Annotated in this window: 25 protein-coding genes and 1 tRNA gene; 9 read left to right on the top strand and 17 right to left on the bottom strand. The window is 63.5% G+C overall.

Going from position 1 to position 26,885, the window contains the following annotated elements:
• Positions 1-178: 178 nt before the first annotated feature.
• From rlmB to rnr, 3 genes are all read right to left on the bottom strand, one after another.
• Entirely contained in the window at positions 179-928 is a 750-nt protein-coding gene (gene rlmB / locus XBLMG947_RS04560; protein WP_065466590.1) for a 23S rRNA (guanosine(2251)-2'-O)-methyltransferase RlmB, read from the bottom strand.
• 303 nt (positions 929-1,231) lie between these two features.
• Positions 1,232-1,705, bottom strand: coding sequence for a GFA family protein (locus tag XBLMG947_RS04570; protein ID WP_065466592.1), 474 nt, complete (start codon positions 1,703-1,705; stop codon positions 1,232-1,234).
• A 268-nt stretch (positions 1,706-1,973) separates the two neighbouring features.
• On the bottom strand, positions 1,974-4,499 hold the full coding sequence (rnr, locus tag XBLMG947_RS04575; RefSeq protein ID WP_065466593.1) for a ribonuclease R: 2,526 nt from the start codon (positions 4,497-4,499) through the stop codon (positions 1,974-1,976).
• A 121-nt stretch (positions 4,500-4,620) separates the two neighbouring features.
• Between rnr and XBLMG947_RS04580 the strand changes: the two genes are divergently transcribed.
• Positions 4,621-4,707: transfer RNA gene (locus XBLMG947_RS04580), tRNA-Leu, on the top strand.
• Between the two features lie 344 nt (positions 4,708-5,051).
• Here XBLMG947_RS04580 and XBLMG947_RS04585 read toward each other — a convergent pair.
• Positions 5,052-6,575, bottom strand: coding sequence for a platelet-activating factor acetylhydrolase IB subunit (locus XBLMG947_RS04585; RefSeq protein WP_181093095.1), 1,524 nt, complete (start codon positions 6,573-6,575; stop codon positions 5,052-5,054).
• Between the two features lie 147 nt (positions 6,576-6,722).
• Positions 6,723-7,904 (bottom strand): acyl-CoA dehydrogenase family protein, encoded by a 1,182-nt coding sequence (locus XBLMG947_RS04590; protein WP_065466595.1) that lies wholly within the window; start codon positions 7,902-7,904, stop codon positions 6,723-6,725.
• Positions 7,905-7,992: 88 nt separating this feature from the next.
• On the opposite strand from XBLMG947_RS04590, the gene XBLMG947_RS04595 reads away from it, so the two are divergent.
• From XBLMG947_RS04595 to metH, 3 genes are all read left to right on the top strand, one after another.
• The gene (locus XBLMG947_RS04595; RefSeq protein WP_065466596.1) at positions 7,993-8,988 is read left to right on the top strand and encodes an ArsR/SmtB family transcription factor; all 996 of its coding nucleotides are present in this window, start codon (positions 7,993-7,995) and stop codon (positions 8,986-8,988) included.
• Entirely contained in the window at positions 8,985-10,118 is a 1,134-nt protein-coding gene (locus XBLMG947_RS04600; RefSeq protein WP_065466597.1) for a homocysteine S-methyltransferase family protein, read from the top strand. The genes XBLMG947_RS04595 and XBLMG947_RS04600 overlap by 4 nt, the downstream gene beginning before the upstream one ends.
• Before the next feature lie 241 nt (positions 10,119-10,359).
• Entirely contained in the window at positions 10,360-13,113 is a 2,754-nt protein-coding gene (gene metH / locus XBLMG947_RS04605) for a methionine synthase (RefSeq protein ID WP_065466598.1), read from the top strand.
• A 367-nt stretch (positions 13,114-13,480) separates the two neighbouring features.
• On the opposite strand, the gene XBLMG947_RS04610 is transcribed toward metH, so the two are convergent.
• The 12 genes from XBLMG947_RS04610 to XBLMG947_RS04655 all read right to left on the bottom strand — a co-directional run bounded on the left by XBLMG947_RS04610 (position 13,481) and on the right by XBLMG947_RS04655 (position 23,452).
• On the bottom strand, positions 13,481-14,686 hold the full coding sequence (locus tag XBLMG947_RS04610; protein WP_065466599.1) for an AGE family epimerase/isomerase: 1,206 nt from the start codon (positions 14,684-14,686) through the stop codon (positions 13,481-13,483).
• The gene (locus tag XBLMG947_RS04615; RefSeq protein WP_065466600.1) at positions 14,683-15,669 is read right to left on the bottom strand and encodes a carbohydrate kinase family protein; all 987 of its coding nucleotides are present in this window, start codon (positions 15,667-15,669) and stop codon (positions 14,683-14,685) included. Before XBLMG947_RS04615 ends, XBLMG947_RS04610 begins: the two co-directional genes overlap by 4 nt.
• A complete protein-coding gene (fucP, locus tag XBLMG947_RS04620; RefSeq protein ID WP_065466601.1) occupies positions 15,666-16,976 on the bottom strand; it encodes an L-fucose:H+ symporter permease in 1,311 nt (436 codons plus the stop codon). Before fucP ends, XBLMG947_RS04615 begins: the two co-directional genes overlap by 4 nt.
• A gap of 13 nt (positions 16,977-16,989) precedes the next feature.
• Positions 16,990-18,165: a LacI family DNA-binding transcriptional regulator gene (locus XBLMG947_RS04625; protein ID WP_065466602.1), complete on the bottom strand. Its 1,176-nt coding sequence runs from the start codon at positions 18,163-18,165 to the stop codon at positions 16,990-16,992.
• 138 nt (positions 18,166-18,303) lie between these two features.
• Positions 18,304-19,143 (bottom strand): transporter, encoded by an 840-nt coding sequence (locus XBLMG947_RS04630; RefSeq protein ID WP_065466603.1) that lies wholly within the window; start codon positions 19,141-19,143, stop codon positions 18,304-18,306.
• 143 nt (positions 19,144-19,286) lie between these two features.
• Positions 19,287-19,439: a hypothetical protein gene (locus XBLMG947_RS23115; RefSeq protein WP_181093096.1), complete on the bottom strand. Its 153-nt coding sequence runs from the start codon at positions 19,437-19,439 to the stop codon at positions 19,287-19,289.
• A 37-nt stretch (positions 19,440-19,476) separates the two neighbouring features.
• Complete coding sequence (locus tag XBLMG947_RS04635) at positions 19,477-20,211, bottom strand: DUF2058 domain-containing protein (protein WP_343123839.1); 735 nt, start codon at positions 20,209-20,211, stop codon at positions 19,477-19,479.
• Between the two features lie 18 nt (positions 20,212-20,229).
• The gene (locus XBLMG947_RS04640; RefSeq protein WP_010380178.1) at positions 20,230-20,466 is read right to left on the bottom strand and encodes a SlyX family protein; all 237 of its coding nucleotides are present in this window, start codon (positions 20,464-20,466) and stop codon (positions 20,230-20,232) included.
• Complete coding sequence (locus XBLMG947_RS04645) at positions 20,459-21,808, bottom strand: UDP-glucose dehydrogenase family protein (RefSeq protein WP_065466605.1); 1,350 nt, start codon at positions 21,806-21,808, stop codon at positions 20,459-20,461. Before XBLMG947_RS04645 ends, XBLMG947_RS04640 begins: the two co-directional genes overlap by 8 nt.
• Before the next feature lie 24 nt (positions 21,809-21,832).
• Entirely contained in the window at positions 21,833-22,756 is a 924-nt protein-coding gene (locus XBLMG947_RS04650; protein ID WP_245228102.1) for an FKBP-type peptidyl-prolyl cis-trans isomerase N-terminal domain-containing protein, read from the bottom strand.
• Positions 22,674-22,859, bottom strand: a complete 186-nt coding sequence (locus XBLMG947_RS23475) for a hypothetical protein (protein WP_245228103.1) — start codon at positions 22,857-22,859, stop codon at positions 22,674-22,676. The genes XBLMG947_RS04650 and XBLMG947_RS23475 overlap by 83 nt, the downstream gene beginning before the upstream one ends.
• Before the next feature lie 35 nt (positions 22,860-22,894).
• Positions 22,895-23,452: a glutathione peroxidase gene (locus XBLMG947_RS04655; RefSeq protein WP_065466607.1), complete on the bottom strand. Its 558-nt coding sequence runs from the start codon at positions 23,450-23,452 to the stop codon at positions 22,895-22,897.
• Positions 23,453-23,585: 133 nt separating this feature from the next.
• Between XBLMG947_RS04655 and XBLMG947_RS21095 the strand changes: the two genes are divergently transcribed.
• The 5 genes from XBLMG947_RS21095 to XBLMG947_RS04675 are packed head-to-tail and all read left to right on the top strand — an operon-like array spanning position 23,586 to position 26,883.
• Complete coding sequence (locus XBLMG947_RS21095) at positions 23,586-23,834, top strand: hypothetical protein (RefSeq protein ID WP_083992856.1); 249 nt, start codon at positions 23,586-23,588, stop codon at positions 23,832-23,834.
• A 2-nt stretch (positions 23,835-23,836) separates the two neighbouring features.
• Positions 23,837-24,199, top strand: coding sequence for a GntR family transcriptional regulator (locus XBLMG947_RS04660; RefSeq protein ID WP_003483692.1), 363 nt, complete (start codon positions 23,837-23,839; stop codon positions 24,197-24,199).
• Positions 24,196-25,071, top strand: a complete 876-nt coding sequence (locus XBLMG947_RS04665) for an ABC transporter ATP-binding protein (protein ID WP_065466608.1) — start codon at positions 24,196-24,198, stop codon at positions 25,069-25,071. Before XBLMG947_RS04660 ends, XBLMG947_RS04665 begins: the two co-directional genes overlap by 4 nt.
• A complete protein-coding gene (locus XBLMG947_RS04670) occupies positions 25,068-26,054 on the top strand; it encodes an ABC transporter permease (protein ID WP_065466609.1) in 987 nt (328 codons plus the stop codon). Before XBLMG947_RS04665 ends, XBLMG947_RS04670 begins: the two co-directional genes overlap by 4 nt.
• A gap of 10 nt (positions 26,055-26,064) precedes the next feature.
• The gene (locus tag XBLMG947_RS04675) at positions 26,065-26,883 is read left to right on the top strand and encodes a DUF4097 family beta strand repeat-containing protein (protein ID WP_065466610.1); all 819 of its coding nucleotides are present in this window, start codon (positions 26,065-26,067) and stop codon (positions 26,881-26,883) included.
• The last annotated feature ends 2 nt before the right edge of the window (positions 26,884-26,885 follow it).

The following is a 26,885-nucleotide window of genomic DNA, read 5'->3' on the forward strand; positions in this document are numbered from 1 at the left end:
CTTGCTGCTAGGCCCTATGCGTGGACCGGCTAACACCTCGCGCCAGGCAACCGCGCGAAATAGTGCGCACAGACCCATGGGCAACGGAACGAGAAGGAACGCAAGGCGATGCGCATCGCGCAATGCGCGTGCGGCATAGAAGCCAGCACCCGTGCGCTCGACCCTGACGCACGCGCCATTACGCGCCCAGGCGCTGGCGCACTGCTTCGAACAAGGTCACACCGGTGGCAACCGACACATTGAGGCTTTCGATTTCGCCCGGCATCGGAATCTTGACCAGGCCGTCGCAGTGCTCGCGCGTCAGACGGCGCAGGCCATCGGACTCGCCCCCGAGCACCAGCCCGACATTGCCGCGCAGATCCACGCTGTACAACGACGCCTCTGCTTCACCGGCCAGGCCATACAGCCACACGCCCTGTTTTTGCAGATCGCGCAGGCAACGCGCCAGATTGGTCACCGCCACCACCGGAATGCGGTCGGCCGCACCAGCGGAGGTCTTGCGCACGGTGGCATTCACCGTGGCCGACTTGTCCTTGGGAATCACCACTGCGGTGACGCCGGCAGCGGCCGCGCTGCGCAGGCAGGCACCGAGATTGTGCGGGTCCTGCACGCCGTCGAGGATCAGCACCAGCGCGTGCCCTTCGGCGGCTTCGACGAGTCCTTCCAGTTCGTTCTCTGCCCATAGCCGCGCCGCGGCATAGCGCGCGGCTACGCCCTGATGACGCACCTGCCCGCCCACGCCGTCCAGCGCCTGGGTATTGACCCGGCGCACGTCGATGCCCTTGCGGCGCGCCTGTTCCTCGATCTCGGTGAGACGCGGGTTCTTGCTGCCGGCCTCGATCAATACTTCGCGCACGTTATCGGCGTCGTTCTCGACGGACGAGGCGACGGCATTGACGCCGACGATCCACTGGTTTTGCTTGCTCATTGCGAGGGCATGGGAAGAGATAAAGGGGAATGGTAGGGCCTGCGGCCTGTCACGTCACGGCCGGCGCATGGAAGTTAGGCGACGTCAACGAGGCGATACCGCGCTGGCGCTGGACACAGAGAGTTTGCGGGTCTAGCTGGCGCGCCTGCATCGAACGCATGCTCGCGGCGCAGAGGATCATGCCGATGGATGGCTGCCAGATGGTGCACTGGCGCATCTCTCCGCGGCGACTGACCAGAGCCGGGTGACGCCGTTGATGCTCGCATGCAGCGATCAACCGCACAACGACACCAGCACGGCCCTTTACGCCGGCCACTGCGCGGTGTCGTGATCCGGATGCTGCCGCGCTACCACGCTGGCCAAAAAAGCCTCGGCAGCGGCATCGTCCTCAGGTGGCCGCGTGGGCAGCTGCGCCAAGCTATCGACGAAGGGCAGCTTGCGATCCAAACCGTACTGGATATGCGGCGGCAACTGCTCTGACGTATCGAATGCACCAGCCGCAACCGCCACGCCATCTGGCGCTTCGTACGTCAACGGCGTGCCGCAATCGGCGCAAAACCCGCGCTGCACGACCGATGAGGATGCAAAGCGCTTGGGCACGCCACGGGTCCAGCGAAACTCGGTGCCACGCACAGACACCAGCGGTGCGTAATACGCACCGAAGGCTTTCTGGCACATCCGGCAGTGACAGATCGACGCGTGCACCAACGCGCCGCGCACGTGAAAACGCACGGCCCCGCACTGGCAGCCACCGCTGTATTCGCTTGAAGTCTCCATCGCCTGCTCCACACGTCAGCCTGTTACGGACGCCATTGCCGACCAACAGCACGCGCACTGACCACACCGGCATTCGAACAGTCACAACGACTGCCCTCACCGTCAGGCGAGCGCGATCAGTCCTCGGAGTCGGCAGCTACCGCTCGCACGCGGCGGTTTATCAGCGCGGCCCACACCCACTAAGGACTAGTCCCAACTTCTGGTAGCCGCTTGATTACCGCCTCGCCGCAGCGCGGGCTGCCGTTTCGGCGGCCCGCAGCGCCTTCACTCAGTACGACTTCTTCTTGCGCTTGGTCGGCTTCTCGCGTGGCGGCAACGGCGCTTCCGGCGCTGCGCCATCCTCGGCCAGGCGGAAGTCGATCTTGCGCTCTTCCATGCTGGCCTTGAGCACCAGCACGCGGACCGGGTCGCCCAGACGGAATTCGCGGCCACGGCGCTCGCCGCTGAGCGTCTTGCGGATCGGATCGAACTGGTAATAGTCCTGCGGCAGCTGGGTGACATGCACCAGGCCGTTGACCTTGGATTGCGTCAACTCCACGAACAGACCGAATCCGGTCACGCCGCTGATCACGCCATCGAACTGGCCACCCACATGCTTTTCCATCCACGCCGCGCGGTAGCGCTCGTCCACTTCGCGCTCGGCTTCGTCGGCACGTCGCCCACGCTCGGAGCACTGCAGCGACAGCGCCGCCATTTGGCGCGGGGTATAGATGAATTTTTCCGGGCTGGCGGCGGTCAGTGCGTGCTTGATCGCACGGTGCACCAGCAGGTCCGGGTAACGGCGGATCGGCGAGGTGAAGTGCGCATACGCCTCCAACGCCAGACCGAAGTGGCCGTTGTTCTCAGGCGAATATACCGCCAGGCTCTGGCTGCGCAGCAGCACCGATTCCAGCAACGCCGCGTCCGGGCGCGCGCGCACCTTCTTGAGCAGCTTGGTGTAGTCGCCGGGACGCACCTTGCTCCACGCCGGCAGGCTCAGCTGGAATTCCTTGAGGAACTCCAGCAGGTCCTCAAACTTGCTCTCCGGTGGGCGCTCATGCACACGGTACGGTGCGGGCACATGCATGCTCAGCAGATAACGCGCCGCCTCGACGTTGGCGGCGATCATGCATTCTTCGATCAGCTTGTGCGCGTCGTTGCGCACCAGCATGCCGGCCTGGGTCACCTCGCCGGTATTGTCGAGCACGAAGCGCACTTCGGAGGTTTCGAACTCGATCGCACCGCGATGCGTCCGTGCCTTCGACAGCAGGTGATAGAGCTGATGCAGGCGCTGCACCTGCGGCAGCAACGGGCCGATGAAGGCCTTGGTATCAGCATCGTCTTCGCCCACCGCCTTCCAGACCTGGTTATAGGTCAGGCGTGCGTGCGAATTCATCACCGCTTCGTAAAACCGCGAGCCGGTCACTTCGCCATCGCGTCCCACCTGCATGTCGCAGACGAAACACATGCGGTCGACCTTGGGCATCAGCGAGCAGATGCCGTTGGACAAGGTTTCCGGCAGCATCGGCACCACGAATCCCGGGAAATACACCGAGGTCGCACGCTTTTGCGCTTCGTCGTCCAGCGGCGTACCGGGACGCACATAGTTGGACACGTCGGCGATCGCCACCACCAGACGGAAACCGTCGGCGTTGGGTTCGCAATACACCGCGTCGTCGAAATCCTTGGCGTCCTCGCCGTCGATGGTGACCAGCGGCATCTGCCGCAGGTCCACACGCCCACCGATCATCTGCGGCTCGACCACCAGCGGCACGGCGGCCGCTTCGTCCAGCACGTCCTGCGGGAATTCGTGCGGCAATTCATGGCCGTGGATGGCCATTTCCACCACCAGCGACGGCGTCAGCTTGTCGCCCAGCACCGCAATGATCTTGCCGATGGCCGGGCGGCGCGCGTCCGGCGGCGCGATCAGTTCGCACACCACCAACTGCCCTTCGCGCGCCTCGCCGATGCCATCCGGGGCAATCTGCACGTTGCGTTGCACGCGCTTGTCGTCCGGGTCGACGTAGGCCACACCGTGCTCGTAGAAGAAGCGCCCGATCATGCGCGACATGCGGCGTTCCAGCACGCGCGCAATGGCGCCTTCGCGGCGGCCGCGGCGGTCGATGCCGGTGACGTTGGCCAATGCACGGTCGCCGTGCATCACCTTGCGCATTTCGAACGGTGGCAGGAACAGGTCGTCGCCGCCCTCGTCCGGCTTGAGGAAACCGAAGCCTTCCGGGTTGGCGATCACCACGCCGGCGATCAGGCTGGTCTGCTGCACCGGCGCATAGCCGCCGCGGCGGTTCTGCACCAGTTGCGCTTCGCGCACCATCGCGGCCAGGCGCTTGCCCAGCGCATCGATGCGGTCGCTCAGGCCCAACTGCTCGGCAATTTCTTCGGCGGTCTGCGGGCCGTCGCAGGCTTCCAGCAACTGCAGGATGGCCTCGCGGCTGGCGATCGGCTCTGCATAACGCAGCGCCTCGCGGTCGGCGTGCGGATCCTTGAATTCGGCAGCAGGCGGCGCGGCGGCCTGGAAGCGTTCCGGCGGCGGCGCAGGCGGACCACTCTTGCGCGGATGCGGTGCGCGCGGGGCCGGCGGCGTTGGCAATGCGGCCGGCGGTTGCGGCGCGGCGTTGGAGGCTTTGTCGGCAGCGCGCTTATTGGCGGACTTGGTCGATGCACCGGCGGCGGCGCGGACCAGGAAGTCCGGCATCCAGCCTGGCAACTTCTGCTGCTCGGCGGTGCTGGACTCGCCTGCGCTGGTGGATTTGCGGCGACTCGGCCGATCGGAATCTGGGGTGTTTTTCTTTGTCATTGCTTACATGGTACCCGTTGGCGCAGCGAGATGGGCAGCAGGGTCGAGGCAGCGACTGCCGATTGCCACGCACAACCGGTTGACAAGCTTGGCGAGAGGCCGCAAAATTTGCGGCTCACCTGCCCAGGTGGCGGAATTGGTAGACGCACTAGCTTCAGGTGCTAGCGGGGGCAACTTCGTGGAGGTTCGAGTCCTCTTCTGGGCACCAGTTTAAAAAGACCTCCGAGCAATCGGGGGTCTTCTGGTTTCTGGGGCTCGAAAACGCAATGCCGTGGACTGCCTCGCCTCGCAAGCCAGACACATTCAGCGTTCCGACGTTCAATACGCGCGACCAGATTGTGCCGCGCTCTGCCTTGGTCGAAGATGGCCTCGCTTGAGGCCGTCAGGCCACCCGAAACCTTCACCACTCTCTCGGCAACAACGCCGGGCCTCTGTTTTTTGAAGCCAGCGCGACTGAATCAGCGACACAACCGACACTGCAGCGCGGGTGATCGCATGAGCCGGCGCACCACTTGCGTTCACCTTTCGATGAGCGCTTGAGTGCCGCCTGCTTCACGGCGCAGCGGTAATCCCCGCGTCACGCAGCGCCTGTGCCCAGATGCGATAACCGGCTTCGCTCGGGTGGGTGCCGTCCGGCATCAGCGCTTCGGGCAGCGTGCCGTCGGACTGCAACAGGCTCGGTCCGATATCGAGCAGGCGCACCGTCGGATCCTTGGCGTAGCGCGCGGCCAGCAGCCGATTTGTCTCGGCGATCGGGGCGCGCCGCGCATCGTCGGCATTGCGGCCACGCGGCATGATCGCCATCAGGATCAGCTTGCTGTTGGGCAGGCGGCGGCGCACCTCGCTGACCACCGCCTGCACGCCCAAGGCGGCTTCGGCCGGGGTGCTGGCACGCGATTGCGCGGTGCCGGTGAGGTTGTTGGTGCCGATATGCAGCACCACCCAGCGCGGATCCAGGCCATCGAGTTCGCCCTGGCGAATGCGCCACAGCACGTTCTGCGTGCGGTCCCAGCCAAAGCCCAGATTCAGTACCGGCCGCTTGCCATACAACCATTGCCACGATTCCGGTCCACTGACCCGCGTGGCCTGCGGCGGCCCGGACCAAAAATGCGTGATCGAGTCGCCGATCATCACTACCTTCGGCTTCAGGCTGCGCGCAGCTGCAAGCGCTGCGTGGTGGCGCGCGTACCAGTCATAGGAGTCCTGCTCCAGCCAGTCGACCGGCATCAGTGAGGTCGCTGCGTCACGACCGAGTTCGGCCATCGGCTTGACCGGCGCCTCGTCCAGCAGCCGCGCCAGCGTGGGTTCGATCGCTTCGGCCAGCATGCGCTGCCCTTGCGTGTCCGGATGCAACGCACCGGCCGCTGGATGCAACCGGGTGTCGTAGAACAGCGCGGTGCGCAGCGTGCCGTCGCGTTGGAAGATCGAGCTCACATCCAGATACGTCACGCGCGGGTTGTCGCCGTAACGCACGGCCAAACCCTGATTGATCTGCGCATCGCGACGCGACTTTTCGCTGGAAAGATCGCTGGGCAACACACTCAACAACAGGATATGCGTGCGCGGCAGCCTTTGTTCGATCGCTGCGACCACCGCATCGATGCCCAATTGGGTCTGTTCGGCGGTTTGACCGAGATGGCCGGTGTTGTTGGTGCCGATCAGCACCAGTGCGACTTTTGGCTGCAGCCCGTCGACTTCGCCGTTGGCCAGCCGCCACAGCACGTTTTCGGTGCCGTCGCCGCTGAAGCCCAGATTGAGCGCGCCGCGGATGCCGTAGAAGGTCTGCCAGGTCGGTTGGAAGTCTTCGTCCGGCGCTTTCGCTTCTTCGTAGTTCTGGGTGATCGAATCGCCGATCAGCAGCAGCTTGGTGTCCGGATGCTGCTTCACCTGCTCCAGCACCTGCGCATGCCGCTGCGCCCACCAGGTTTCTTGCAGACGGTCGGTGGGCACGATAGACGCTGGCGGCGTTTGCGCGCTTGCCGCAGTGCAGACCAGCAATAGCCCCCAGCACCAAAGCGTGCGTGCAAGGCCAGACGGGGAAACGCGAGACGAAAAAGCGTGCAAAGACCGAGACATGCGCGCACCAGACACTGGACAAGCATCGATTGTGGTCCGCGCGTGCGGCACGCGACAAGCGCTGACGTCGCTGTGCACGCAGGTGCCGGATTCGCGAAGAGTCCTCCAGCGTCACCACGTTATGCGGGACGCTGGAGTGATGACGACTCAGCGCAACCCGGTCTCGCCGCGCGCAATCACCAATCGCTGAATCTCCGACGTGCCCTCGTAGATTTCGGTGATCTTGGCATCGCGGAAATACCGCTCCAGCGGCATTTCTTTCGAATAACCCATGCCGCCATGAATCTGCACGGCTTGATGGGTGATCCACATCGCTGCTTCCGAGGCAGTGAGCTTGGCCACCGCCGCTTCGGTGCCGAACTTCTTGCCCTGCCCCTTCAACCATGCCGCGCGCAGCGTCAGCAGCAGCGCGGCATCCAGCTTGCATTTCATGTCGGCGATCTTGGCCTGCGTCATCTGGAAGGTGCCGATCGCCGCGCCGAACGCCTTGCGCTCCTTCACGTAGGCCAGCGTGGCCTCGTACGCCGCACGCGCGATACCGACCGCCTGCGAAGCGATGCCAATGCGCCCGGCATCGAGCACGCTCATTGCGGTCTTGAAACCCTCGCCTTCCACGCCCAGCACCTCGTCGGGCTGCGCAAGGTAATCGGCAAACTCGATTTCGCAGGTGGCCGAGGCGCGAATGCCCAGCTTGGGCTCGGTCTTGCCGCGATGAAAACCGGCGCGGTCGGTGTCGACCATGAATGCGGTGATGCCGCGCGAGCCCTTGTCCGGCTCGGTCACTGCAAACAAGACGATGTACTTGGCGACCGGGCCGGAGGTGATCCAGCTCTTCTTGCCATTGATGAGGAAGCTGCCGTCGGCCTGCTTTACCGCACGGCAGCGCATTGCCGACGCATCCGAGCCGGATTGCGGCTCGGTCAGCGCAAATGCGCCGATGTGGGTGCCTTCTGCGACCGCGCGCACGTACAGCTGCTTCTGCGCTTCGCTACCGTTTTTCAAAATACCGGTGCAGAACAGCGAGTTGTTGACCGACACGACGGTGGAGTGCGCGCCGTCGGCGGCGGCGATTTCGATCATCGCCAACGCATAGCTGATCGGGTCCATGCCGGCGCCACCGTATTCGACCGGCACCTCGATGCCCATCAGGCCGTTTTCGCCCAGCAGGCGGATATTTTCCAGCGGAAATTCGCCGCTGCGATCGAACTGCTCGGCGCTGGGCGCGATTTTTTCCTGCGCGATGCGGCGCGCCACATCCTGGATCATCAATTGTTCTTCGGTAAAGTTGAAATCCACGTCGCACCCCTCCAGACCTGAGCTGAGCCCCATTGTAGCGGCAACCATTCGCATGCGTATGTAGTTGACCGCACTTGCCGCCCGGCCGAAAATATCTCCATATCGCGATATAGAGATATTCATGGATCTGGAAGACTGGTCGGCCCGCCTGAAGGTATTTGCCGACGCCACCCGAGTCCGCCTGCTGACCTTGCTGGAGCAGGAAGAACTCACCGTGGCCGAGCTGTCGGCCATCACCCGGCTGGCGCAGCCGCGCGTCTCCACGCATCTGGCCAAACTCAAGGAGGCCGGACTGGTCCGTGATCGTCGCGCCGGGGTGTCGGCCTATTACCGTTTCGATGAAGTGTCGCTGGACCCGGCACAGCGCGCCCTGTGGCTGGCGCTGAGCACCGGCAGCGACGATCCGCTGCTGCGCCAGGACGCCGAGCGCGTGCCAGCCGTGCTGTCCAACCGCGCCGCCGACCAGAACTGGGCCGATTCGGTGGCCGGCGACATGGAGCGGCATTACTCGCCGGGACGCACCTGGGAGGCCCTGGCGCGTACCGCGCTGCCTCTGCTGGAAACCGGCGACGTGCTGGACATCGCCTCCGGCGACGGCGTGCTGGCCGAACTGGTGGCCCCGCACGCCACCCGCTACATCTGCATCGACACCAGCGCACGCGTGGTAGCCACCGCCAGCGAGCGCCTGCGCAAACTGCGCAACGTGGAAGTGCGCGAAGGCGACATGCATGCGCTGCCGTTCCCCGATGCCAGTTTCGACCTGGTGGTGCTGATGCATGCGCTCACCTACGCCGCCAAACCGGCGCAAGCGGTGGCCGAATCGGCGCGCGTGCTGCGCCCCGGTGGCCGCCTGCTGCTGTGCAGCCTGGCAAAGCACGAACATCGCGCGGCCGTGCATGCGTATGGCCATGTGAACCTGGGGTTTGCCGCCAAGGAATTGCGCAAGTTCGTCGAAAAAGCCGGGCTGGATGTCTCCAGCCTGGAAACGGTGACGCGCGAAAAACGTCCGCCGCATTTCGAAGTGATTTCGCTGATTGCTGTGAAGCCGGGATTGGGAAATCGGGATTCGGAATTGGTTGAAAGCAGAGAAGCCGTTTCACGGAGAACTGAATCATGACGCAGGCATCGAATCCCCAATCCCCAATCCCGTTCTCGCTGCCGTGGCTGCATCCGGAGCGTGCCGCCAAGCTCACTGCCGCGCTCGCCGAGCGCATCCTCATCATCGATGGCGCAATGGGCACCATGATTCAGCGCCACGATCTGCAGGAGCCGGATTATCGCGGCACCCGCTTTGCCGAGGGCTACGACAGCGTGCACGTGCATGGGCCGGGGTGCGATCACGCTCATACACCGGAAAGCCACGACCTGAAGGGCAATAACGATCTGCTGCTGCTGACGCGCCCGGAGATCATCGGCGGCATCCATCGCGCCTATCTGGATGCAGGCGCCGACCTGCTGGAAACCAATACCTTCAACGCCACCTCGGTGAGCCAGGCCGACTATCATCTGGAACATCTGGTGTACGAGTTGAACAAGGCCGGTGCGCAAGTGGCGCGGGCATGCTGCGATGCCGTCGAAGCGCTGACGCCGCAGAAACCGCGCTTTGTGATCGGCGTGCTCGGTCCCACCAGCCGTACCGCCTCGATCAGCCCGGACGTCAACGACCCCGGCTACCGCAACACCAGTTTCGACGCGCTGCGCGAAACCTATCGCGAAGCCATTGAGGGCTTGATCGATGGCGGCGCCGACACGCTGATGGTGGAAACCATCTTCGACACGCTCAATGCCAAAGCCGCGTTGTATGCGATCGAGGAGGTCTTCGAGGCGCGCGGCGGGCGATTGCCGGTGATGGTGTCCGGCACCATCACCGATGCCTCCGGGCGCACCTTGTCCGGACAAACAGCCGAAGCGTTTTATGCATCCGTCGCGCACGGGCGGCCGTTGTCGGTGGGGCTTAACTGTGCGCTCGGCGCCAAGGATCTGCGCCCGCACGTGGAAATGCTGGCGCAGATCGCCGACGCCTATGTCAGCGCGCATCCGAACGCCGGCTTGCCGAACGCCTTCGGCGAATACGACGAGACACCGGAAGAAATGGCAGAAACCTTGCGCGAATTTGCCAAGTCCGGCCTGCTCAATTTGGTGGGTGGTTGCTGCGGCACCTCGCCGGACCATATCCGCGCGATTGCCGAGGCGGTAGCAGATCTGCCGCCACGCCAGTTGCCTGGCGCGCAGGAGCTGGCGGCGTGATGCGGCAAGTGAGCTCGCATCCGCCCTTCGGGCACCTTCTCCCGCAGGCGGGAGAAGGGCACAGCATGGTTTCGCTTGGCGCACGGAAGCACCGTGCGCAGTGCATCGCCCTTCTCCCGCCTACGGGAGAAGGTGGCGCGCAGCGCCGGATGAGGGCCGCATTTCATTGCGGTGCAACGTCCAGCCGTAAGCAGCAACCCACCAAGACCGATCGCGCCGTCACCGTCCAGCAGAGCCTTGCATGAGCACTCCCCGCTACACCCGCTTGTCCGGTCTTGAACCGCTGGTCATTACGCCTGACCTGTTGTTCGTCAACGTTGGCGAGCGCACCAACGTCACCGGCAGTGCCCAGTTTCGCAAGCTGATCAAGGAGGAACGCTACGAGGAAGCGGTGGAGGTCGCACGGCAGCAGGTGGATAGCGGCGCGCAGATCCTCGACGTCAACATGGACGAAGGCTTGATCGATTCGGAAAAAGCGATGACGCGCTTTCTCAACCTGATCATGTCCGAACCGGATATCGCACGCATCCCGGTGATGGTGGATTCGTCCAAGTGGAGCGTCATCGAAGCGGGATTGAAGTGCCTGCAAGGCAAGAGCGTGGTGAACTCCATCTCGCTCAAGGAAGGCGAAGCGGTGTTCGTCGAACACGCGCGCAAGGTGCTGCGCTACGGTGCCGCCGCGGTGGTGATGGCCTTCGACGAAGCGGGCCAGGCCGATACCTGCGCGCGCAAGGTCGAGATCTGCACGCGCGCCTACAAGGTGCTCACCGAGCAGGTGGGGTTCCCGCCGCAAGACATCATCTTCGACCCGAACATCTTTGCCGTCGCCACCGGCATCGAAGAACACGACAACTACGCGGTGGACTTCATCGACGCCACCCGCATCATCAAGGACACGCTGCCGCATTGCCATGTGTCCGGCGGCGTCTCCAACGTGTCATTCTCGTTCCGCGGCAACGAAACCGTGCGCCAGGCGATCCACTCGGTGTTCCTGTTCCATGCGATCAAGGCCGGCATGGATATGGGCATCGTCAACGCCGGCGGCATGCCGATCTACGACGAGCTGGACCCGGAACTGCGCGAACGCGTGGAAGACGTCATCCTCAACCGACGCCGCGACGGCACCGAGCGCCTGCTGGAAATCGCAGAGCGCTACAAGGGCAGCAAGGGCGCGGCAAGAGTCGAAGACCTGGCCTGGCGCGACAAGCCGGTCCGCGCACGCCTGGCGCATGCGCTGGTGCATGGTATCGACGCATTCGTGGAAACCGACACCGAAGAAGCGCGCCAGCAGTCCACGCGCCCGCTGGATGTCATCGAAGGCCCGCTGATGGACGGCATGAACGTGGTCGGCGACCTGTTCGGCGCCGGCAAGATGTTCCTGCCGCAGGTGGTCAAGTCTGCGCGCGTGATGAAAAAAGCGGTGGCCTACCTGCTGCCTTTCATCGAAGCGGAAAAGTTGCGCACCGGCGATGTCGGCAAGTCCAACGGCAAGATCATCATGGCCACCGTCAAGGGCGATGTGCACGACATCGGCAAGAACATCGTCGGCGTGGTGTTGGCCTGCAACAACTTCGACGTGGTGGATCTGGGCGTGATGGTGTCGGCGCAGGTGATCCTGGACCGCGCGCGCGCCGAGAATGCGGACCTGATCGGGCTGTCCGGGCTGATCACGCCATCGCTGGAAGAGATGTCGCACGTGGCGCGCGAGATGCAGCGGCAGGGCTTCGACATTCCGTTGTTGATCGGTGGCGCCACTACCTCGCGCGCCCATACGGCATTGAAGATCGACCCGCACTACACCGCGCCCACCGTGTGGGTGAAGGACGCATCGCGTGCGGTGGGCGTGGCGCAGTCGCTGATTTCGCGCGATTTACGTCAGGCCTTCGTCGCCGCAAACGATGCCGACTATGCGGAAATCCGCGCGCGCCATCGCAATCGCGGCGACGCCAAACGCTTGGTGTCGCTGGGAAAAGCAAGGGCGCAACGCTTCGATGGCGACTGGGATACCTACACCCCACCCGCCCCGCGCCAGCCAGGCATCCACGTGTTCGATGACTACCCGCTGCAGGAACTCATCGAACTCATCGACTGGACGCCGTTCTTCCAGGCCTGGGAGCTTGCCGGCAAGTTTCCCGCGATTCTCAGCGACGAGATCGTCGGCACCCAGGCCAGCGAGCTCTATCGCGACGCACGCCACATGCTCAAGCGCATTGCCGACGAAAAATGGCTGACGGCCAAGGCGGTGTTCGGGCTGTGGCCGGCCAATAGTGTGGGAGACGATGTCGTCGTCCTGACCGAACCGGCAGAATCACGAATCGGGAATCGGGAATCGCAGGGCGATGCCTCCGCATCTGACCACTCCCGATTCTCCATTCCCCATTCCCTGCACTTCCTGCGCCAGCAAGTCGACAAACCCATTGACCGCCCCGACTTCTGCCTGGCAGATTTCATCGCTCCGAAAAGCAGCGGCAAGCAGGACTGGATCGGTGCATTCGCAGTCACCGCCGGCATTGGCATCGACCCGCATGTGGCTCGCTTCGAAGCCGCCCACGACGATTACAACTCCATCCTGCTCAAGGCATTGGCCGACCGTCTGGCAGAAGCATTGGCCGAGCGCCTGCATCAACGCGTGCGCACCGAGTTCTGGGGTTATGTCGACGACGAAACCTTGGACAACGAAGCATTGATCGCCGAGCGCTATCGCGGCATTCGCCCGGCACCGGGTTACCCGGCGTGCCCGGAACACAGCGAAAAACGCACGTTGTTCGATCTGCTCGATGCAGAACGCAACGCCGACATGTCGCTGACCGAAAGTTTCGCGATGCTACCCACCGCTGCGGTCTCCGGTTATTACTTCAGCCATCCCGAGAGCCAGTACTTCGTGGTCGGGCGGCTGGGGAAGGAACAGGTGGCCGATTACGCAAAGCGCAAAGGCATCACGCTGGCATTGGCCGAGCGTTGGCTGGCATCCAACCTGGATTACGACCCGGAATAAGAGCAACCGACGTATAGCTAGCCGCAAGTACCATCGTTGTACATCGCTTCCAACAAACCAACCAGCAACCTATCGGGCGCGGGGCCCTCGCCGATTGCGGGACCGGTGGCGGCATGGCTGCCGCCATCGAGCCCCCCGGGATGGGTTCACGGCGTATCCCGCAAGCGGTGAGGGCATCGCGCCCTCAAATGACCAGGCTCTTGACTCGCGCTTTTGACTGTATCGGGCGATCCACAGAAGTTAGAGCAGTCACGCACGACACGCGAGCGGATGCGCATAGTGCAACTGTGGGTGCTAATAACAGATCGCCGGGCAAAACCCGGCGATCCAAACCCAAAGCTCGGCAAAACGCGCCGAACTCACCGCATCACGCAACCGGCCGCAACACGTTCAACACCTCATAGCACGCGCCCATGGTGTGGTAATCGGTCTTCCCAGCCGGGCTTTTCTCATCGCTGTACTTGCGGTTGTCCGCATCCAGAATGCGATACCACGCACCATACTGATGATCGATCATGTGCGCCCACGAATAGGCCCACAGCTTGTCGTACCACTGCCAGTAGCGATCGTCGCCACTGCGCTTGGCCAGCAATGCGGCAGCGGCCAGCGACTCGGCCTGCACCCAGAAATACTTGTCGTCGTCGCAGACCTTGCCGTCGGGATCGAAGCCGTAATACAACCCACCGCGCTGCGCATCCCATGAACGTTCCACTGCCACGTCGAACAGATGCTGCGCGGTCGGCAGCAACCACTCGGCCGGCGCATAACGATCCAGCAGCATCAGCAACTTGGCCCATTCGGTCTGATGGCCAGGCTGGAAACCCCATGGGCGAAACAGGTGCTTGGGATTGTCGCGGTTGTAGTCCCAGTCGATATTCCACTGCAGGTCGTAATGCTCCCACACCAACCCATCGGCCTTGGCCGCCTGGCGCCGGGTCATGTTAGCGGCCAGCACCAGTGCGCGATCGAGATAATGCTGCTCGCCGCTGGCCTCGTACGCAGCGATCATCGCCTCGCACATATGCATGTTGGCGTTCTGGCCGCGGTAGCTGGTGAAGTTGAAGTGCGCGTCGGCTTCGTCGCGATACAGCCCGAACTCCGCTTCCCAGAAGTGCTTTTCCAGCAACTGCCAGGTTTCGTCCATCCACGCACGCGCCTCATCGACGCCGGCCTTCAAACCACACGAATAGGCCAGCAGCACGAAGGCCACGCCATAGCAGTGATTCATGTCGTCGTCGACTACGCCATCGCGCAGCGTCCACGCATAACCGCCGGTTTGCGGATTGCGGTGCACGTCACGCAGATAGTCCAGCCCATGACGCACCGCCTGCAGATACGCGGCATCGCCGAACTCGCGATATGCCATCGCGTAATTGAAGACGAAGCGCGTACTGCTGACCAGGTGCCGATGCCCGGCATCGTAGATCGACCCATCGTCGCGGAAATACTGAAAGAACCCGCCCGCCGGATCGATTGCGCGCGGATGATAGAACGCCATGGTATCGGAGATGTGCTGGCGCAAGACGTCAGCCGAACGGAAATCGGGTGCAGGTGTTGCAGGCAAACGGCTCATGATTGTTCCTGGATCAAAGAATGGACTTCATCGACGCTCGGCATGGCGGCGAACGCACCCTTGCGCGTCACCGCCAGCGCACCGACAGCGGCAGCAAAGCGAATCACCTCGTTGATTGCTGCCGGATCGCCGCATAGCTGCTCCAGCGAGGACGCGCGCGATGCCAGTTGATACAGCAAGCCACCGACGAACGCATCGCCAGCGGCGGTGCTGTCGCGTACCTGCACGCGGAATGCCGGCACCTGGCCGGAATCGGTGCGTGTCTGCCAATGCACCGGACCGCCACCATCGGTGACCAGCAACCAAGTGGCCTTGCCCTGCCACAGTTTGTGCGTCACCGCACTGGCATCGCTCTCGAGCGTCCCTGCCAGATACTCGAGCTCCTCGCGCGAGAGCTTGACCACATCGGCCAGCGCCAGCGCCTCCCACAGCAACGGCGCCGGGTCCACATCCTGCGGCCACAGCATCGGGCGCAGATTCAGATCCAGGCTGACGATGGCGCCATCGGCGCGGGCACGGCGCATGCCGTCAAGCGTGCACTGAGCAATCTCCGGCTCGGTCATGCTGTTGGAACATACATGCAGCACCGCGGCCTGCGTAAACCCGTCCGCAGCGAAGTGCTCGGGACGGAACAACAGATCCGCTGCCGGTGGGCGATAGAAACTGAAACTGCGCTCGCCCGCTTCGTCCAGTGCGACGAAGGCCAGGGCAGTCTTGGCCTGATCGGTGCGCACGATGCCATCGGTCACCACGCCGGACTGCTGCAGGCTCTGCAGCAGGAAATCGCCGAACATGTCGCGCCCGAGCATGCCGACGAAATGCGCAGCGCCCCCCAGGCGCGCCACCGCAACGGCGACATTGGCCGGCGCACCGCCGGCGTATTGCGCGAAGGTGCACGCCTCGTCGGGGCTGGCTTGCGGCAGTGCCAGCATGTCGATCAGCGCTTCGCCGAAACACACCACCTGATGCTTGACCGCACTCATGCGCGCACCTCCGCCAGTGCACCGCGCAACCGCGAGCCCCAGATACCGTAGAACACGATGTACAGGTAGCACAGCAGCGGCAGGACGAACGACCCATGCAGGCCGATGCTGTCGGCCAGCAATCCCTGCAGATACGGCACGATGGCGCCGCCCACAATGGCCATGATCAACAGGCTCGACGCGCGTCCGGTCAGCGGACCCAGCCGCTCGATGCCCAGGGTGAAGATGGTCGGGAACATGATCGAATTGAACAGACCGATCGCCACCAGCGCGTACACCGCCAGCATGCCGCCGCTGGCCATGGTCAGGCCCAGTAACAGCGCATTGATCGCAGCGAATACCGACAACAACACACGCGGCGACAATTTAGCCAGCAGCGCCGAGCCGATGAAGCGCCCGATCATCGCCAGCGTCCAGTACGCCGACACGTACGTGGTTGCCTCACGCTCGGTGAAACCACCGATTTGCGGCAACGAGAAGTAATTGACCATCAGGCTGCCGATCGCCACTTCTGCGCCGACATAGAAAAAGATCGCCAGCACACCGAAGCGCACGTGGGGGTGACGCAAGGCATCGAGCAAGGAGTGCTTGGTGTCGTCTTTCTGCGCGCTTGCATCGGTCAGTGCCGGCAAACGGAACAGAAACACGAAGATCGCCAGCAGGAACAGCACAATGCCCAGCCCGATGTACGGGCCTTGCACGGCCTGCGCTTCCTGTACGCGATAAGCCAGTTGCTCGGCTTCCGGCAAGGCTTTCAGCTGGTCGCCGCTCATCACCGTGTTGGACAGGATCAACCAGCCACCCAACAGTGGCGCGATCGCGGTGCCGAGCGAATTCAGCGCCTGCGCCAGGGTCAAGCGGCTGGAGGCGCTGCGCTCGGGGCCCAGCAAGGCGACGTAGGGATTCGCCGCTACCTGCAAGATGGTGATGCCGGTGGCCAGCACGAACAATGCACCGAGAAATGCGCCGTAGACGCGCAATTCCGCTGCGGGCCAGAAGCCCAGCGCACCGACAGCCGCCACTGCCAGTCCAGCCACGATGCCCTGCTTGTAGCCCAACCGATTCACCAACCAACCGGCCGGCAGCGACATCAGAAAGTACGCACCGAAAAAGGTGAACTGCACCAGCATCGCCTGCGCGAAGTTGAGCTGGAACACCGCTTTCAGATGCGGAATCAGGATGTCGTTGAGGCAGGTCAGAAAGCCCCACATGAAGAAAATCGTAGTGACCACCGACAACGCGACGCCGTTATTGACGGGCGCCTTGTTGCCGCTAGGCACGGAGGATTGCGTGGAAAGGGAAACCATAGGAGTTGCCTGGTCAGCGGCCTGAGGCCTTGGTGGGGGAATGAACGGATGGACTGCTTGAGAGAGGCGATGAACCTGGCACTGTCGGCGCGCAGGCGCTGCTCGCGCGAATGTTCAAAGCGACTGCGGCGGTCAACTGTTGCAAAGCCAGCTCGGGGCTGCCGATCCGCTGCAACACCAACTGCGCGGCCTGTCTGCCGCGTGCACGCGGGTCTGCCGCCAGGGTGGTCAATGCAGGCATGAACAGCGCCGCTTCGGCGATGTCGTCGAAGCCGGTCACCGCAAAGTCGCGGCCCGGCACGATGCCGTGCTTGGCCAACGCCGCCATCAAGCCCAGCGCAACGCTGTCGTTGTAGCAGACCGCTGCGGTCGCACGCTGTGCAGCACTGCTCAGCAGCCGCGCGCCACACAGTGCCGCGTCCTGCCGATTGGGGGCCGACTCGACGTACCGCGTTTCCAGGTCAGCCTCCTGCATCGCGCACGCGTAGCCGGCGCGGCGCTGCCGGCAGGAACTGGATGCAGCATGCCCACCGAAAAACACGATGCGCCGATGACCTTGCGCGATCAGATGCGTGCAGGCCAGAAACGCGCCCTGCGCGTTGTCCAACGCCAGCAGATCCCACTGCGTGCCTTCCACTTCGCGGTTGAACAGCACCACGTTGCGTTGGCGGCCGAGCACCTGGGTCAGCGCCTGCGCCTGGCTGCCTTCGGCCGGCGACAGGATGATTCCTGCCGGCGTGTGCTCCATCAACGAGGTCAGCACTGCCTGCTGACGCTGCGTCGATTCGCCGGTGCTACCGAGCAAGGTCACATAGCCTGCCGCGCCCAATGCCTCGTCGACACCAGCGGCGAATTCGGCAAAAAACGGGTTGGATAAATCGTTGATGACCAACGCAATGCTGGATGAAGTGCGTTGGCGCAAATTCGCCGCCGCTCGGTTGTAGACATAATTCTGCCGATCCAGTTCGGCCTCCACGCGCGCGCGCGTCCTCGCATGCACCAGCGGGCTACCGCGCAACACGAGCGACACCGTCGCCCGCGACACACCGATGGCGCCGGCGATATCGCGCAAGGTCACTGCGCCGCGCCGCGCACGTAGCGCGGCGCCATCCGCGGTGAGCTCGGATGTCGGCTTGGCTGGCGTCACGTGGCAAGCCTTGTGGTGGATGGCAGACGCATGCTTTGGCATCAAATTGGATCGATCCAATTAGGCCTTTTCCGTGCAGCCATTGCATGCGGCAGTGCAACAAAGACACGCACGCAAGTGGGCAGAGATTCAGAGCAAGCGCCGAGTGGCCGCCGATCAAGCTGCCGCAGCTTCGCGGACTCATTCGAACGCGATCGACAGCCCGATTCCGCCCTGCCAATCCGGGCTTTCCGAGGTGAGGCCACGTAACACCGACACGTCCAGCTGCATTGCATGCGGCAGCTGCCAGGCGCCACCGGCACCGGCGACGCGCGAATGCTCGCTTCCCGTGTCGAAACCCGCTTCCACATAGCTACTGAAATGTTCGCCCGAGAAGAACGTGTAATTGGGCGAAAACGTCCACGTATGCCCATCATCGTCGCGCGCGTAGTTGACGTACAACGCCATGGCGCGTTGCTGCGCCAGATCCCAGGATGCCGTCACACCGAGTTCGCGCGCATAGCCGTCACTGAATGCCGGGCGGCCGGTCGGCACGTGATAGGCACCCAGCGCGGCCCAATGGAAACTGTCCGAGCGCGAGGGCAAGGCCAGCTTTAACCCGACAGTGCTGTCGCCACCGCCGCGAACCCGCGCACCACCGCCATGTTGCCAGTTGTAGCTGTCGCTCCCAAGCTGAAGCTCGACGTTCTGGAACAGCCCCAGGCGCAGCAACGTATCGGCCGTGTACTGGGTGATGCGCTGCCCGTCGCTGCGATCGGTACTCGCATCCGGCAAGCCCTGTTCCCAGGCGAACGCACCTGGTTGCAACACCTCCGCGGCGAACGGAATGCCCGGGCGGTCGAATGCCGGTGGATCGTCCGCCTGTGCAGCGACTTGGCCGCTGGCCACGCACAGCGCGAGCGATACCGCGACCGTCCGGCAGGTCGCAAGCGCAGGCGCAGCACCAAGCCCACGCGATTCGACGGCCGCCCCGGCTTGGGGTTTCAAGGATTTCGACGATATGGACATAGGCAGCACCATTGCAGGACGGGGCGAGCAAGCAGAGGACGATGGCACGGCAAGACAAGCCCGCCTGCCTCGATCAGTAAGGGCGCGCATGGTGCCGCGCCAGCCGTGACCGGCTTGTATAGCGGCGCTATGCGTCCTGTCTTCCGCGCTGGCGGTCATGGCGCGCTTGATGGCGCTGCATGAAAAAAACCATCATCAAAAAGCGGTAGGCGTTGTGCATCCGACACTTCGATGCCCGCTATCTGGATGACGCTGCTGCCGCACCTGTCCTGAGCTTGTGGAAAACACAAAGAAAAATGGGCGCCCATCGGCGCCCATCCACAACACACACCAGGCAGCGCAGCCTTACCACACCAAGTCGTCGGGCACCTGATATTTTGGGTCCGCGTACGGGTCATCGCCGGCCGGCGCATTGGGATCCACCTTCAATGCGACCGAGGGAGCGAACACCGCTTCGGCTTCGGCCAGCACTTCGGCGGTCACCAGCACGTAGCGCCCGTTGAGTTGCAGCACACCCAGCTCGCCGGCGTTGAGCGCCTTGAGCTGATCGGCGGTAACGTAGATCCGCTTGATCTTGCCGCCATAAGGGAAGTGCCGGGCGATGTCGGCATCGGCCTGGTTCAGACCCCTGTCCTTGAGCAGCTCTTCGAGCTTGGCCTTGGCTTCGCGACGCAGGCGTGCTTCTTCCTGCTTCAGTCGCTCGGCTTCGATGCGCTCGTCCTTCTCGCGCTGCGCGCGGATCGCATAGGCCTTGGCCAGATCGATATCTTCGCGCGTGCGTGCCGGCCTGGGGCCACGGCGGTCTGCAGCGGAATGCTGCGGACGCGGCGCTGCACCCGGTTTGCCGTCATGACGACGCCCGGGCCTGCCATTGGGTTTGCGCTCGCCATTGCCGTCGGTCGCCGCAGCGGCATGCGGCCGCTGCGGTCCCCTGCCCTGGCCCGGCCTGTTGCTCCCGGGGTCTGACTTGCCACCATTGCCATGCGCGCGCGCGGCAGGCCGTGCGTCGGGTTTGCGTTCGGGCTTGGGCGCGGACTTGAAGCCCAACCCAAGCAACTGGTCACGTAAGGTATCGCTCATGGCGGTGGCAATCTGCAATCAATAGTGCGGAGGCGGCGGTTCATCGGCCGCATCGGCAAACAACGTGGAGCGCACCTTGCCCAGATCCTCGAGCAGGTGGCGGATCAGTTCGGCATTGCGGGCGCCCGTCAAACGGGCGTCCGCAAGTGCTTCACTCAGTTCGTTGAGCGCCTGCTCCTGAAAGGAGAGGCGCGTTTCCAGTTCCACCAACCGCGCTTCCAATGCCTGGTCGCGCGGCGAGAGTTGCTCATGCATGCAACGAACGGCCTCGTCCGATGGCGTAGTAGGCCAGACCGGCGGCTTCGATTTCCTCCGGCTCGTACAGATTGCGGCCGTCGAACACGACGTCGTCCTTCAGCGCCTGCTTGATCTTGCCGAAGTCCGGACTGCGGAACTGCTTCCACTCGGTGACCACGACCAGCGCGTCGGCGCCGTTCAGTGCGGAAAAGGCGTCGTCGCAGAAGATCAGATCGTCGCGCTCGCCGAAGATGCGCTTGGCTTCATGGGTCGCTTCCGGGTCGTAGGCGCGCACGCTAGCACCGGCTTCCCACAACTGTTCCATCAGACGACGGCTGGACGCGGCACGCATGTCGTCGGTATTGGGCTTGAACGCCAGGCCCCATACCGCGAAGGTCTTGCCAGCGACACTGCCGGTGCCTTCGGTGCCGTAATGACGCTGCACCAGCTCGAACAAATGGCCCTTCTGCGCGTTGTTGACGCTTTCCACCGCGTTGAGCAGGGTCGGCTGCATGCCGTACTGCTCGGCCGTCTTGGCCAGTGCCTGCACATCCTTCGGGAAGCACGAGCCGCCGTAACCGGCGCCGGGATAGATGAAGTGCCAGCCGATCCGCGGATCCGAGCCGATACCGTTACGCACGTGCTCGACGTCCGCACCGACCCGCTCGGCAATATTGGCGATCTCGTTCATGAAACTGATCTTGGTCGCCAGCATCGCATTGGCCGCGTACTTGGTCAGTTCGGCCGAACGCACGTCCATTTCCACGATGCGATCGCGGTTGCGGTTGAACGGTGCGTACAGACGACGCATGCGCGCGATGGCGGCCGGCTTCTTGGCACCGATCACGATCCGGTCCGGACGCATGCAATCGGCCACCGCATCGCCCTCCTTGAGGAACTCAGGATTGGAAACGACGTCGAACTCATGGTCCACGCCGCGCGCGTCCAGCTCTTCCTGGATCGCCACGCGCACCTTGTCGGCGGTGCCGACCGGCACGGTGGACTTGTTGACCACAACCGCGGGCCCATCGATATGGCGGCCGACCGTACGCGCAACTGCCAGCACATACTGCAGGTCGGCGCTACCGTCTTCATCCGGCGGCGTGCCCACGGCGATGAAGGTGATTTCGCCGTGCGCGATCGCCTCGGCAGCGTCGGTGGTGAAGCGCAACCGGCCAGAGGCGTGGTTGGCTTTCACCATCGGCTCCAGGCCGGGTTCATAGATGGGAATCACCCCACGATTGAGACCATCAACTTTTGCCTGATCGATATCTACACAGATAACGTGATGACCGACTTCGGCCAGACAGGTTCCGGTGACAAGACCAACATAACCGGTACCAAAGATCGCAACTCGCATGGGTGGGGGTACTCCTGTGGGGGATCAGGGAAGGATACCCATCAGTTCGACATCGAACGTCAACGTTGCGTCTGGTCCGATCGGCCCCCCCTGCGTGCCGTTCGGGCCATAGGCCAAGTTGGATGGAATCCAGAAACGATATTTCGAACCGACCGGCATCAAGGCGACGCCCTCGGTCCAACCGGGAATGACTTGATCCAGACCAAACTCGGCCGGTTGGCCGCGCTGGTAGGAACTGTCGAAGACCTGCCCGTTGAGCAGCTTGCCTTCGTAGTTCACACGCACCTTGTTGGTCCGCATCGGACGCTCGCCGCTACCCTGGCGCAACACCATGTACTGCAGGCCGGACGCGGTGGTGATCACGCCTTTTTCGGTTTTGTTCTTGGCCAGGAAGGCATTGCCTTCTTCGCGGTTCTTGGCACCGGCGGCGCCCTGCTTGGCAGAGGCGAACGCCTGCATGGTCGCGGCGGCTTCCTGCTGGGTCAGACGCGTGGTGCCCTTGGCGAACACGGTACGCACCGCCTCCATCAGGATCGACAGGTCGATTTCGTCCTTGATGCCGGCCAGCGACGGACCAACCGCGCGATCGCCGAGCATCAGGCCGACATTTTCCTTGGACGGTGCGGCTGGCGCGGCGCCCGGCGCCATGCCCGGCACCTTCTGGCCATTACGGGCAGCGAGCGCGGTGCGCAATGCGGTATCGGTGGCCTGGGTCTGCTCGTCCGACAACAGCGGCTTGCCACCCTTGAATGCATTTTCGATGGCGCGTTGCATCGCGTTCGCATCGATGTCCTGAGCGATCGGCTCGAACGAACGTGCCACGTCCATACCGATGGCGTAGCTGACATTGTCGCGCGTGCTCTTCTCAGACGATGCATTCAAAGCTGGCTTCTCCTTGGTGGCCGCTGTGGCCGGTTGCTGCGACATCGCCGGCATCGATGCCGACATTGCCACCATCAGTAACGACGCCGCCGCGCCGCGCTTTCCCATCTTCATTCGATGCACTTCCCAAAAGTGAAAAGACACGCCACCGATGGCGCTGAATGCGCATTGTCGCATGTGCGCGCGGCGATGCGAGCGCTGCGCTTAGCGCGAAGGCGCCTTGAGTTCGCGTTCGATTGCTGCCAGCACGCTCGGATCGTCCGGCTTGATCTTGCTGGGGAACTGCGCAACCACGCGACCATCGCGACTGATCAGGTACTTGTGGAAATTCCAGCCCGGCGCCACGCCGGTGGCCTGGGTCAAGCGCTGATACAGCGGCGTTGCCTCGGCACCCAGCACATGCACCTTCTCAAACATCGGGAACTTGACGCCATAAGTCAGCGTGCAGAATTCCTGGATCTGCTTCTCAGATCCGGGTTCCTGCCCCTGGAAATCGTTGGACGGGAAACCGAGCACCGTGAAGCCGCGGCTGCCGAAGCGCTGGTTGAGCGCTTCCAGCCCTTCGTACTGGGGCGTAAAGCCGCACTTGCTGGCGGTGTTGACCACCATCACCACCTTGCCGCCGTAGGTACGATTCAGGTTGATGGGCGCCTTGCCGGCGAGCGGCCGATAGTCCACATCCAGCACCGGCGCACCGGCAGCGAGCGCCAATGTTGCAAAAAATCCAGTGAATACAATAACTAACAGACGATTGAGCAACATGAGCAATGCCCTTCGATAGTTGAGGCGGCGCCCCGGTGAGGGGTGCCATCAGTTGGGGACGACAAACAGTTGACTGCCCGCGTGTCGGTGTTATAGTTGAATACAACACCAGTCATCCAACGCAGGGGAAAGCATGAACAGCACACGCTTCACGCGACCAGTTCCGCTACTGCTGTTCGGCAGCACCCTGTTTGCCGTTGGTTGCCTGGGAGCCGCTTCCAGTCAGGTGACGGAGTCCGACGCCGATTATGGCGTGTCGGAGGCGGTTACGGAAAACGCGACAACTCCCCCCGAAGCGCGTTACCGGCCTGGCCGGCATGTGCGCGCTTCGCTGTCGATGCCCTATTTCTCCTTCGCGCAAGCGCTGCGCCCACGGAGCTGATCATGAATGACATTCAGTGGAGCGACGGCGCTCCCATCTACCGCCAGCTCAAGGAACGGGTGATTGCCATGATGCTCGATGGAATCCTCAAGCCCGGCGATGCCCTGCCCTCGGTGCGCCAAGTGGCGGCCGACTACCAACTCAACCCCATCACCGTTTCGCGCGCCTATCAGGAACTGGCCGACGAGAACCTGGTGGAGAAACGCCGCGGCCTGGGCATGTTCATGACCCCGGAAGCCGCACAGAAACTGCGTGGCAGCGAACGCGAGCGTTTCTTGAATGAAGAATGGCCCGCCGTGCTGGAAAGGATCCAGCGCCTGGGACTGTCCATTGACGATCTGTTGCCACAGGGAAAAACACCATGACCGCCGTCTCCTCCGACCATGTGGTCGACGCACGTGGCCTGCGCAAGGCCTACAAACATCGGCTGGCGCTGGACAACACCAGCTTTACCATCGCCCCGGGCCGCATCGTCGGCCTGATTGGCCCCAACGGCGCCGGCAAGACCACCGCGCTCAAGGCGGTGCTGGGGCTGACCGACTTCGATGGCGACTTGAAGGTGCTGGGCATGGACCCGCGCACCCAGCGCAACGCACTGATGAACGAGGTCTGCTTCATTGCCGACGTTGCGGTGCTGCCGCGCTGGTTGCGGGTGGGCGAAGCGATCGATTTCGTCGCCGGCGTGCATCCGCGCTTCGATCGCGCCAAGTGCGAGCGCTTTTTGGCCAATACCCAGCTCAATCGCAAATCGCGGGTGCGCGAATTGTCCAAGGGCATGATCGTGCAGCTGCATCTGGCGCTGGTGATGGCGATCGACGCGCGCATCCTGGTGCTGGACGAACCGACACTGGGACTGGACATCCTCTACCGCAAGCAGTTCTACCAGCGCCTGTTGGAAGATTACTTCGACGAGCAGAAGACCATCATCGTCACCACGCACCAGGTCGAAGAGATCGAACACATCCTCACCGATGTGATGTTCATCCGCGACGGCCGCATCGTGCTCACCGCCGATATGGAAAGCGTCTCCGAGCGCTACACCGAAATCTTGGTGGGCGCCGACCATCTGGATGCGGCGCGCGAATTGAAACCCATCGACGAGCGCAGCCTGCCGTTCGGCAAGACCGTGATGTTGTTCGATGGCGCGCCGAAAGAACAGCTCGCCCGTTTCGGCGAAACCCGCAATCCCGGCCTAGCCGACCTGTTCGTTGCGGTCATGAAGGAGACCTACGCATGAATGCAGTGACCAACCACGCATCACCCGCACGCACCTTTGCCTGGCTGCTCAAGCGCGAGTACTGGGAACACCGCGGCGGCTTCGTCTGGGCGCCGGTAATTACCGGCGGCATTGCGGTGTTCTTCGCGCTGCTGGGCGCGGTGATCGGTGCAATCAGTGCGCGCCGCAACATGACCGGCGACAGCATCAGGATGGACGACCTTGCCGAATACACGCGCACGCTTGGCCAGGTCGGCGACGGGCTGCTGCTCGGCGGCATCGGCATCGCCTCGGTGGTGCTGGCATTCGTGGTGTTCTTCTATGCGCTGGGCAGCCTCTACGACGACCGCCGCGACCGCAGCGTGCTGTTCTGGAAATCGTTGCCGGTGTCCGACGTGCAGACGGTGTTGTCCAAGGCCGCCTGGGCGTTGTTGCTGGCGCCGCTGATTTCCATCGTGATCGGTACAGTGGTCGGACTGGCGCTGTGGTTGATCGCCATCGTTGGCGCCTCGATCGCAGGCGTCCCCAGCCCCTGGGCGTTGGCCACCCATTCGCACCCGTTCGCGTTGATGTGGTTGCTGCTGAAGACCGTGCCGATGAGCCTGCTGTGGGCGTTGCCGACCATCGGCTGGCTGATGTTCTGCTCGGCCTGGGCCAGCAGCAAGCCGTTCCTGTGGGCGGTGCTGTTTCCGCTGCTGGCCTGCGTGATGTTGAGCATTCTCTCGGCAATGCCGGGCGTGTCGCTGCCAATCGGCGACGTCTGGTACATCGTCGTCTATCGCGGCCTGCTCAGCGCCCTGCCCGGTACCTGGTCGCCAGTTGCCGTCAGCGGCACTCTGGACAGCAGCGCGATGCACAACCCCAGCGATCTGGTGCAGTGGGCGTTGCAGCACACCGACAGCTCGCGGGTCTACGGCGACCCGGACATCTGGATCGGCGCCGCCATCGGTATTGCGCTGATCGCCGCGTCCATCTACCTGCGCCGCCGGCGCTCCGAAGCCTGAAGGACATCCCATGCGCCTGCCTTTGACCCTGGGCATCCTGTTCGCATTGCCCGGCGCCGCAGCAGCGGAGGAGCAGTGCAAACTCTCCGAACCACGCAGTCTGGAATTACAACTGACCGGCGTGAAGTCGGTGCTGTTCGAGGTCGCCTCCAACGACCTGCATCTGGACGCGTTACCCAGCGGCGGCGGACGGTTGAGCGGGCGTGCCTGTGCTGCCAGGGCCGAGTTGCTCAAGGGTCTGACCGTGACCCAGAAGCGCGTCGGCGACAAGCTGGTCGTGACGTTGAGCGATGACCGCCGGTTTTCCTTCGGGCAGAGCTACGCCTACCTGGATCTGCACGGCAGCGTGCCCAATACGATGCTGGTGCAATTCGATGTGGGTTCCGGCGATGCGCAGATCAGCGGGGCCGCCGCAGTGAGCGCCGTCGTTGGTTTCGGCGACATGACGATTCGTCGCACCAAGGGCCGCGTGACCGCCAAGGTCGGTTCCGGCGATGTCGAGCTGGAAGATCTGGGCGCGCTGCGCGTGCTGGCAGTGGGCTCGGGCGACCTCAAGGCGCGCGATGTGCATGGCGCAGCAGAGGTGGCGAAAGTGCAGTCCGGCGAGGTCAAGCTGCACGGCGTCGCAGGCAACATCAAGGTCGGCACGATCGGCTCGGGCGATGTCGACATCCGCGATGTCCAGGGCAATGTCAGCGTGGAGTCGCTCGCGTCCGGCACCTTGGGTCTGCGCAACGTGCGCGGCGATGTAAGCGTGACGCGCAAAGGCAGCGGCGATATCGAGGTGAGCGAGGTCACCGGCAGCACTCGGGTGCCTGCAGACAAATGATG

The organism is Xanthomonas bromi, assembly GCF_900092025.1.
In the GTDB taxonomy this organism is placed as follows: Bacteria; Pseudomonadota; Gammaproteobacteria; order Xanthomonadales; family Xanthomonadaceae; genus Xanthomonas; species Xanthomonas bromi.

Coding starts and splice junctions, on each gene's coding strand:
- XBLMG947_RS04635 (WP_343123839.1), bottom strand. CDS start 20,211: ATGAGCGATACCTTACGTGACCAGTTGCTTGGGTTGGGCTTCAAGTCC.
- XBLMG947_RS23115 (WP_181093096.1), bottom strand. CDS start 19,439: ATGGGCGCCCATTTTTCTTTGTGTTTTCCACAAGCTCAGGACAGGTGC.
- XBLMG947_RS04590 (WP_065466595.1), bottom strand. CDS start 7,904: ATGGGGCTCAGCTCAGGTCTGGAGGGGTGCGACGTGGATTTCAACTTT.
- rnr (WP_065466593.1), bottom strand. CDS start 4,499: ATGACAAAGAAAAACACCCCAGATTCCGATCGGCCGAGTCGCCGCAAA.
- XBLMG947_RS04630 (WP_065466603.1), bottom strand. CDS start 19,143: ATGGTGCTGCCTATGTCCATATCGTCGAAATCCTTGAAACCCCAAGCC.
- rlmB (WP_065466590.1), bottom strand. CDS start 928: ATGAGCAAGCAAAACCAGTGGATCGTCGGCGTCAATGCCGTCGCCTCG.
- XBLMG947_RS04670 (WP_065466609.1), top strand. CDS start 25,068: ATGAATGCAGTGACCAACCACGCATCACCCGCACGCACCTTTGCCTGG.
- fucP (WP_065466601.1), bottom strand. CDS start 16,976: ATGGTTTCCCTTTCCACGCAATCCTCCGTGCCTAGCGGCAACAAGGCG.
- XBLMG947_RS04640 (WP_010380178.1), bottom strand. CDS start 20,466: ATGCATGAGCAACTCTCGCCGCGCGACCAGGCATTGGAAGCGCGGTTG.
- XBLMG947_RS04665 (WP_065466608.1), top strand. CDS start 24,196: ATGACCGCCGTCTCCTCCGACCATGTGGTCGACGCACGTGGCCTGCGC.
- XBLMG947_RS04570 (WP_065466592.1), bottom strand. CDS start 1,705: ATGGAGACTTCAAGCGAATACAGCGGTGGCTGCCAGTGCGGGGCCGTG.
- metH (WP_065466598.1), top strand. CDS start 10,360: ATGAGCACTCCCCGCTACACCCGCTTGTCCGGTCTTGAACCGCTGGTC.
- XBLMG947_RS04675 (WP_065466610.1), top strand. CDS start 26,065: ATGCGCCTGCCTTTGACCCTGGGCATCCTGTTCGCATTGCCCGGCGCC.
- XBLMG947_RS04585 (WP_181093095.1), bottom strand. CDS start 6,575: ATGTCTCGGTCTTTGCACGCTTTTTCGTCTCGCGTTTCCCCGTCTGGC.
- XBLMG947_RS23475 (WP_245228103.1), bottom strand. CDS start 22,859: ATGCGCATTCAGCGCCATCGGTGGCGTGTCTTTTCACTTTTGGGAAGT.
- XBLMG947_RS04600 (WP_065466597.1), top strand. CDS start 8,985: ATGACGCAGGCATCGAATCCCCAATCCCCAATCCCGTTCTCGCTGCCG.
- XBLMG947_RS04610 (WP_065466599.1), bottom strand. CDS start 14,686: ATGAGCCGTTTGCCTGCAACACCTGCACCCGATTTCCGTTCGGCTGAC.
- XBLMG947_RS04645 (WP_065466605.1), bottom strand. CDS start 21,808: ATGCGAGTTGCGATCTTTGGTACCGGTTATGTTGGTCTTGTCACCGGA.
- XBLMG947_RS04660 (WP_003483692.1), top strand. CDS start 23,837: ATGAATGACATTCAGTGGAGCGACGGCGCTCCCATCTACCGCCAGCTC.
- XBLMG947_RS04615 (WP_065466600.1), bottom strand. CDS start 15,669: ATGAGTGCGGTCAAGCATCAGGTGGTGTGTTTCGGCGAAGCGCTGATC.
- XBLMG947_RS04625 (WP_065466602.1), bottom strand. CDS start 18,165: ATGCCAAAGCATGCGTCTGCCATCCACCACAAGGCTTGCCACGTGACG.
- XBLMG947_RS21095 (WP_083992856.1), top strand. CDS start 23,586: ATGAACAGCACACGCTTCACGCGACCAGTTCCGCTACTGCTGTTCGGC.
- XBLMG947_RS04650 (WP_245228102.1), bottom strand. CDS start 22,756: ATGTCGGCATCGATGCCGGCGATGTCGCAGCAACCGGCCACAGCGGCC.
- XBLMG947_RS04595 (WP_065466596.1), top strand. CDS start 7,993: ATGGATCTGGAAGACTGGTCGGCCCGCCTGAAGGTATTTGCCGACGCC.
- XBLMG947_RS04655 (WP_065466607.1), bottom strand. CDS start 23,452: ATGTTGCTCAATCGTCTGTTAGTTATTGTATTCACTGGATTTTTTGCA.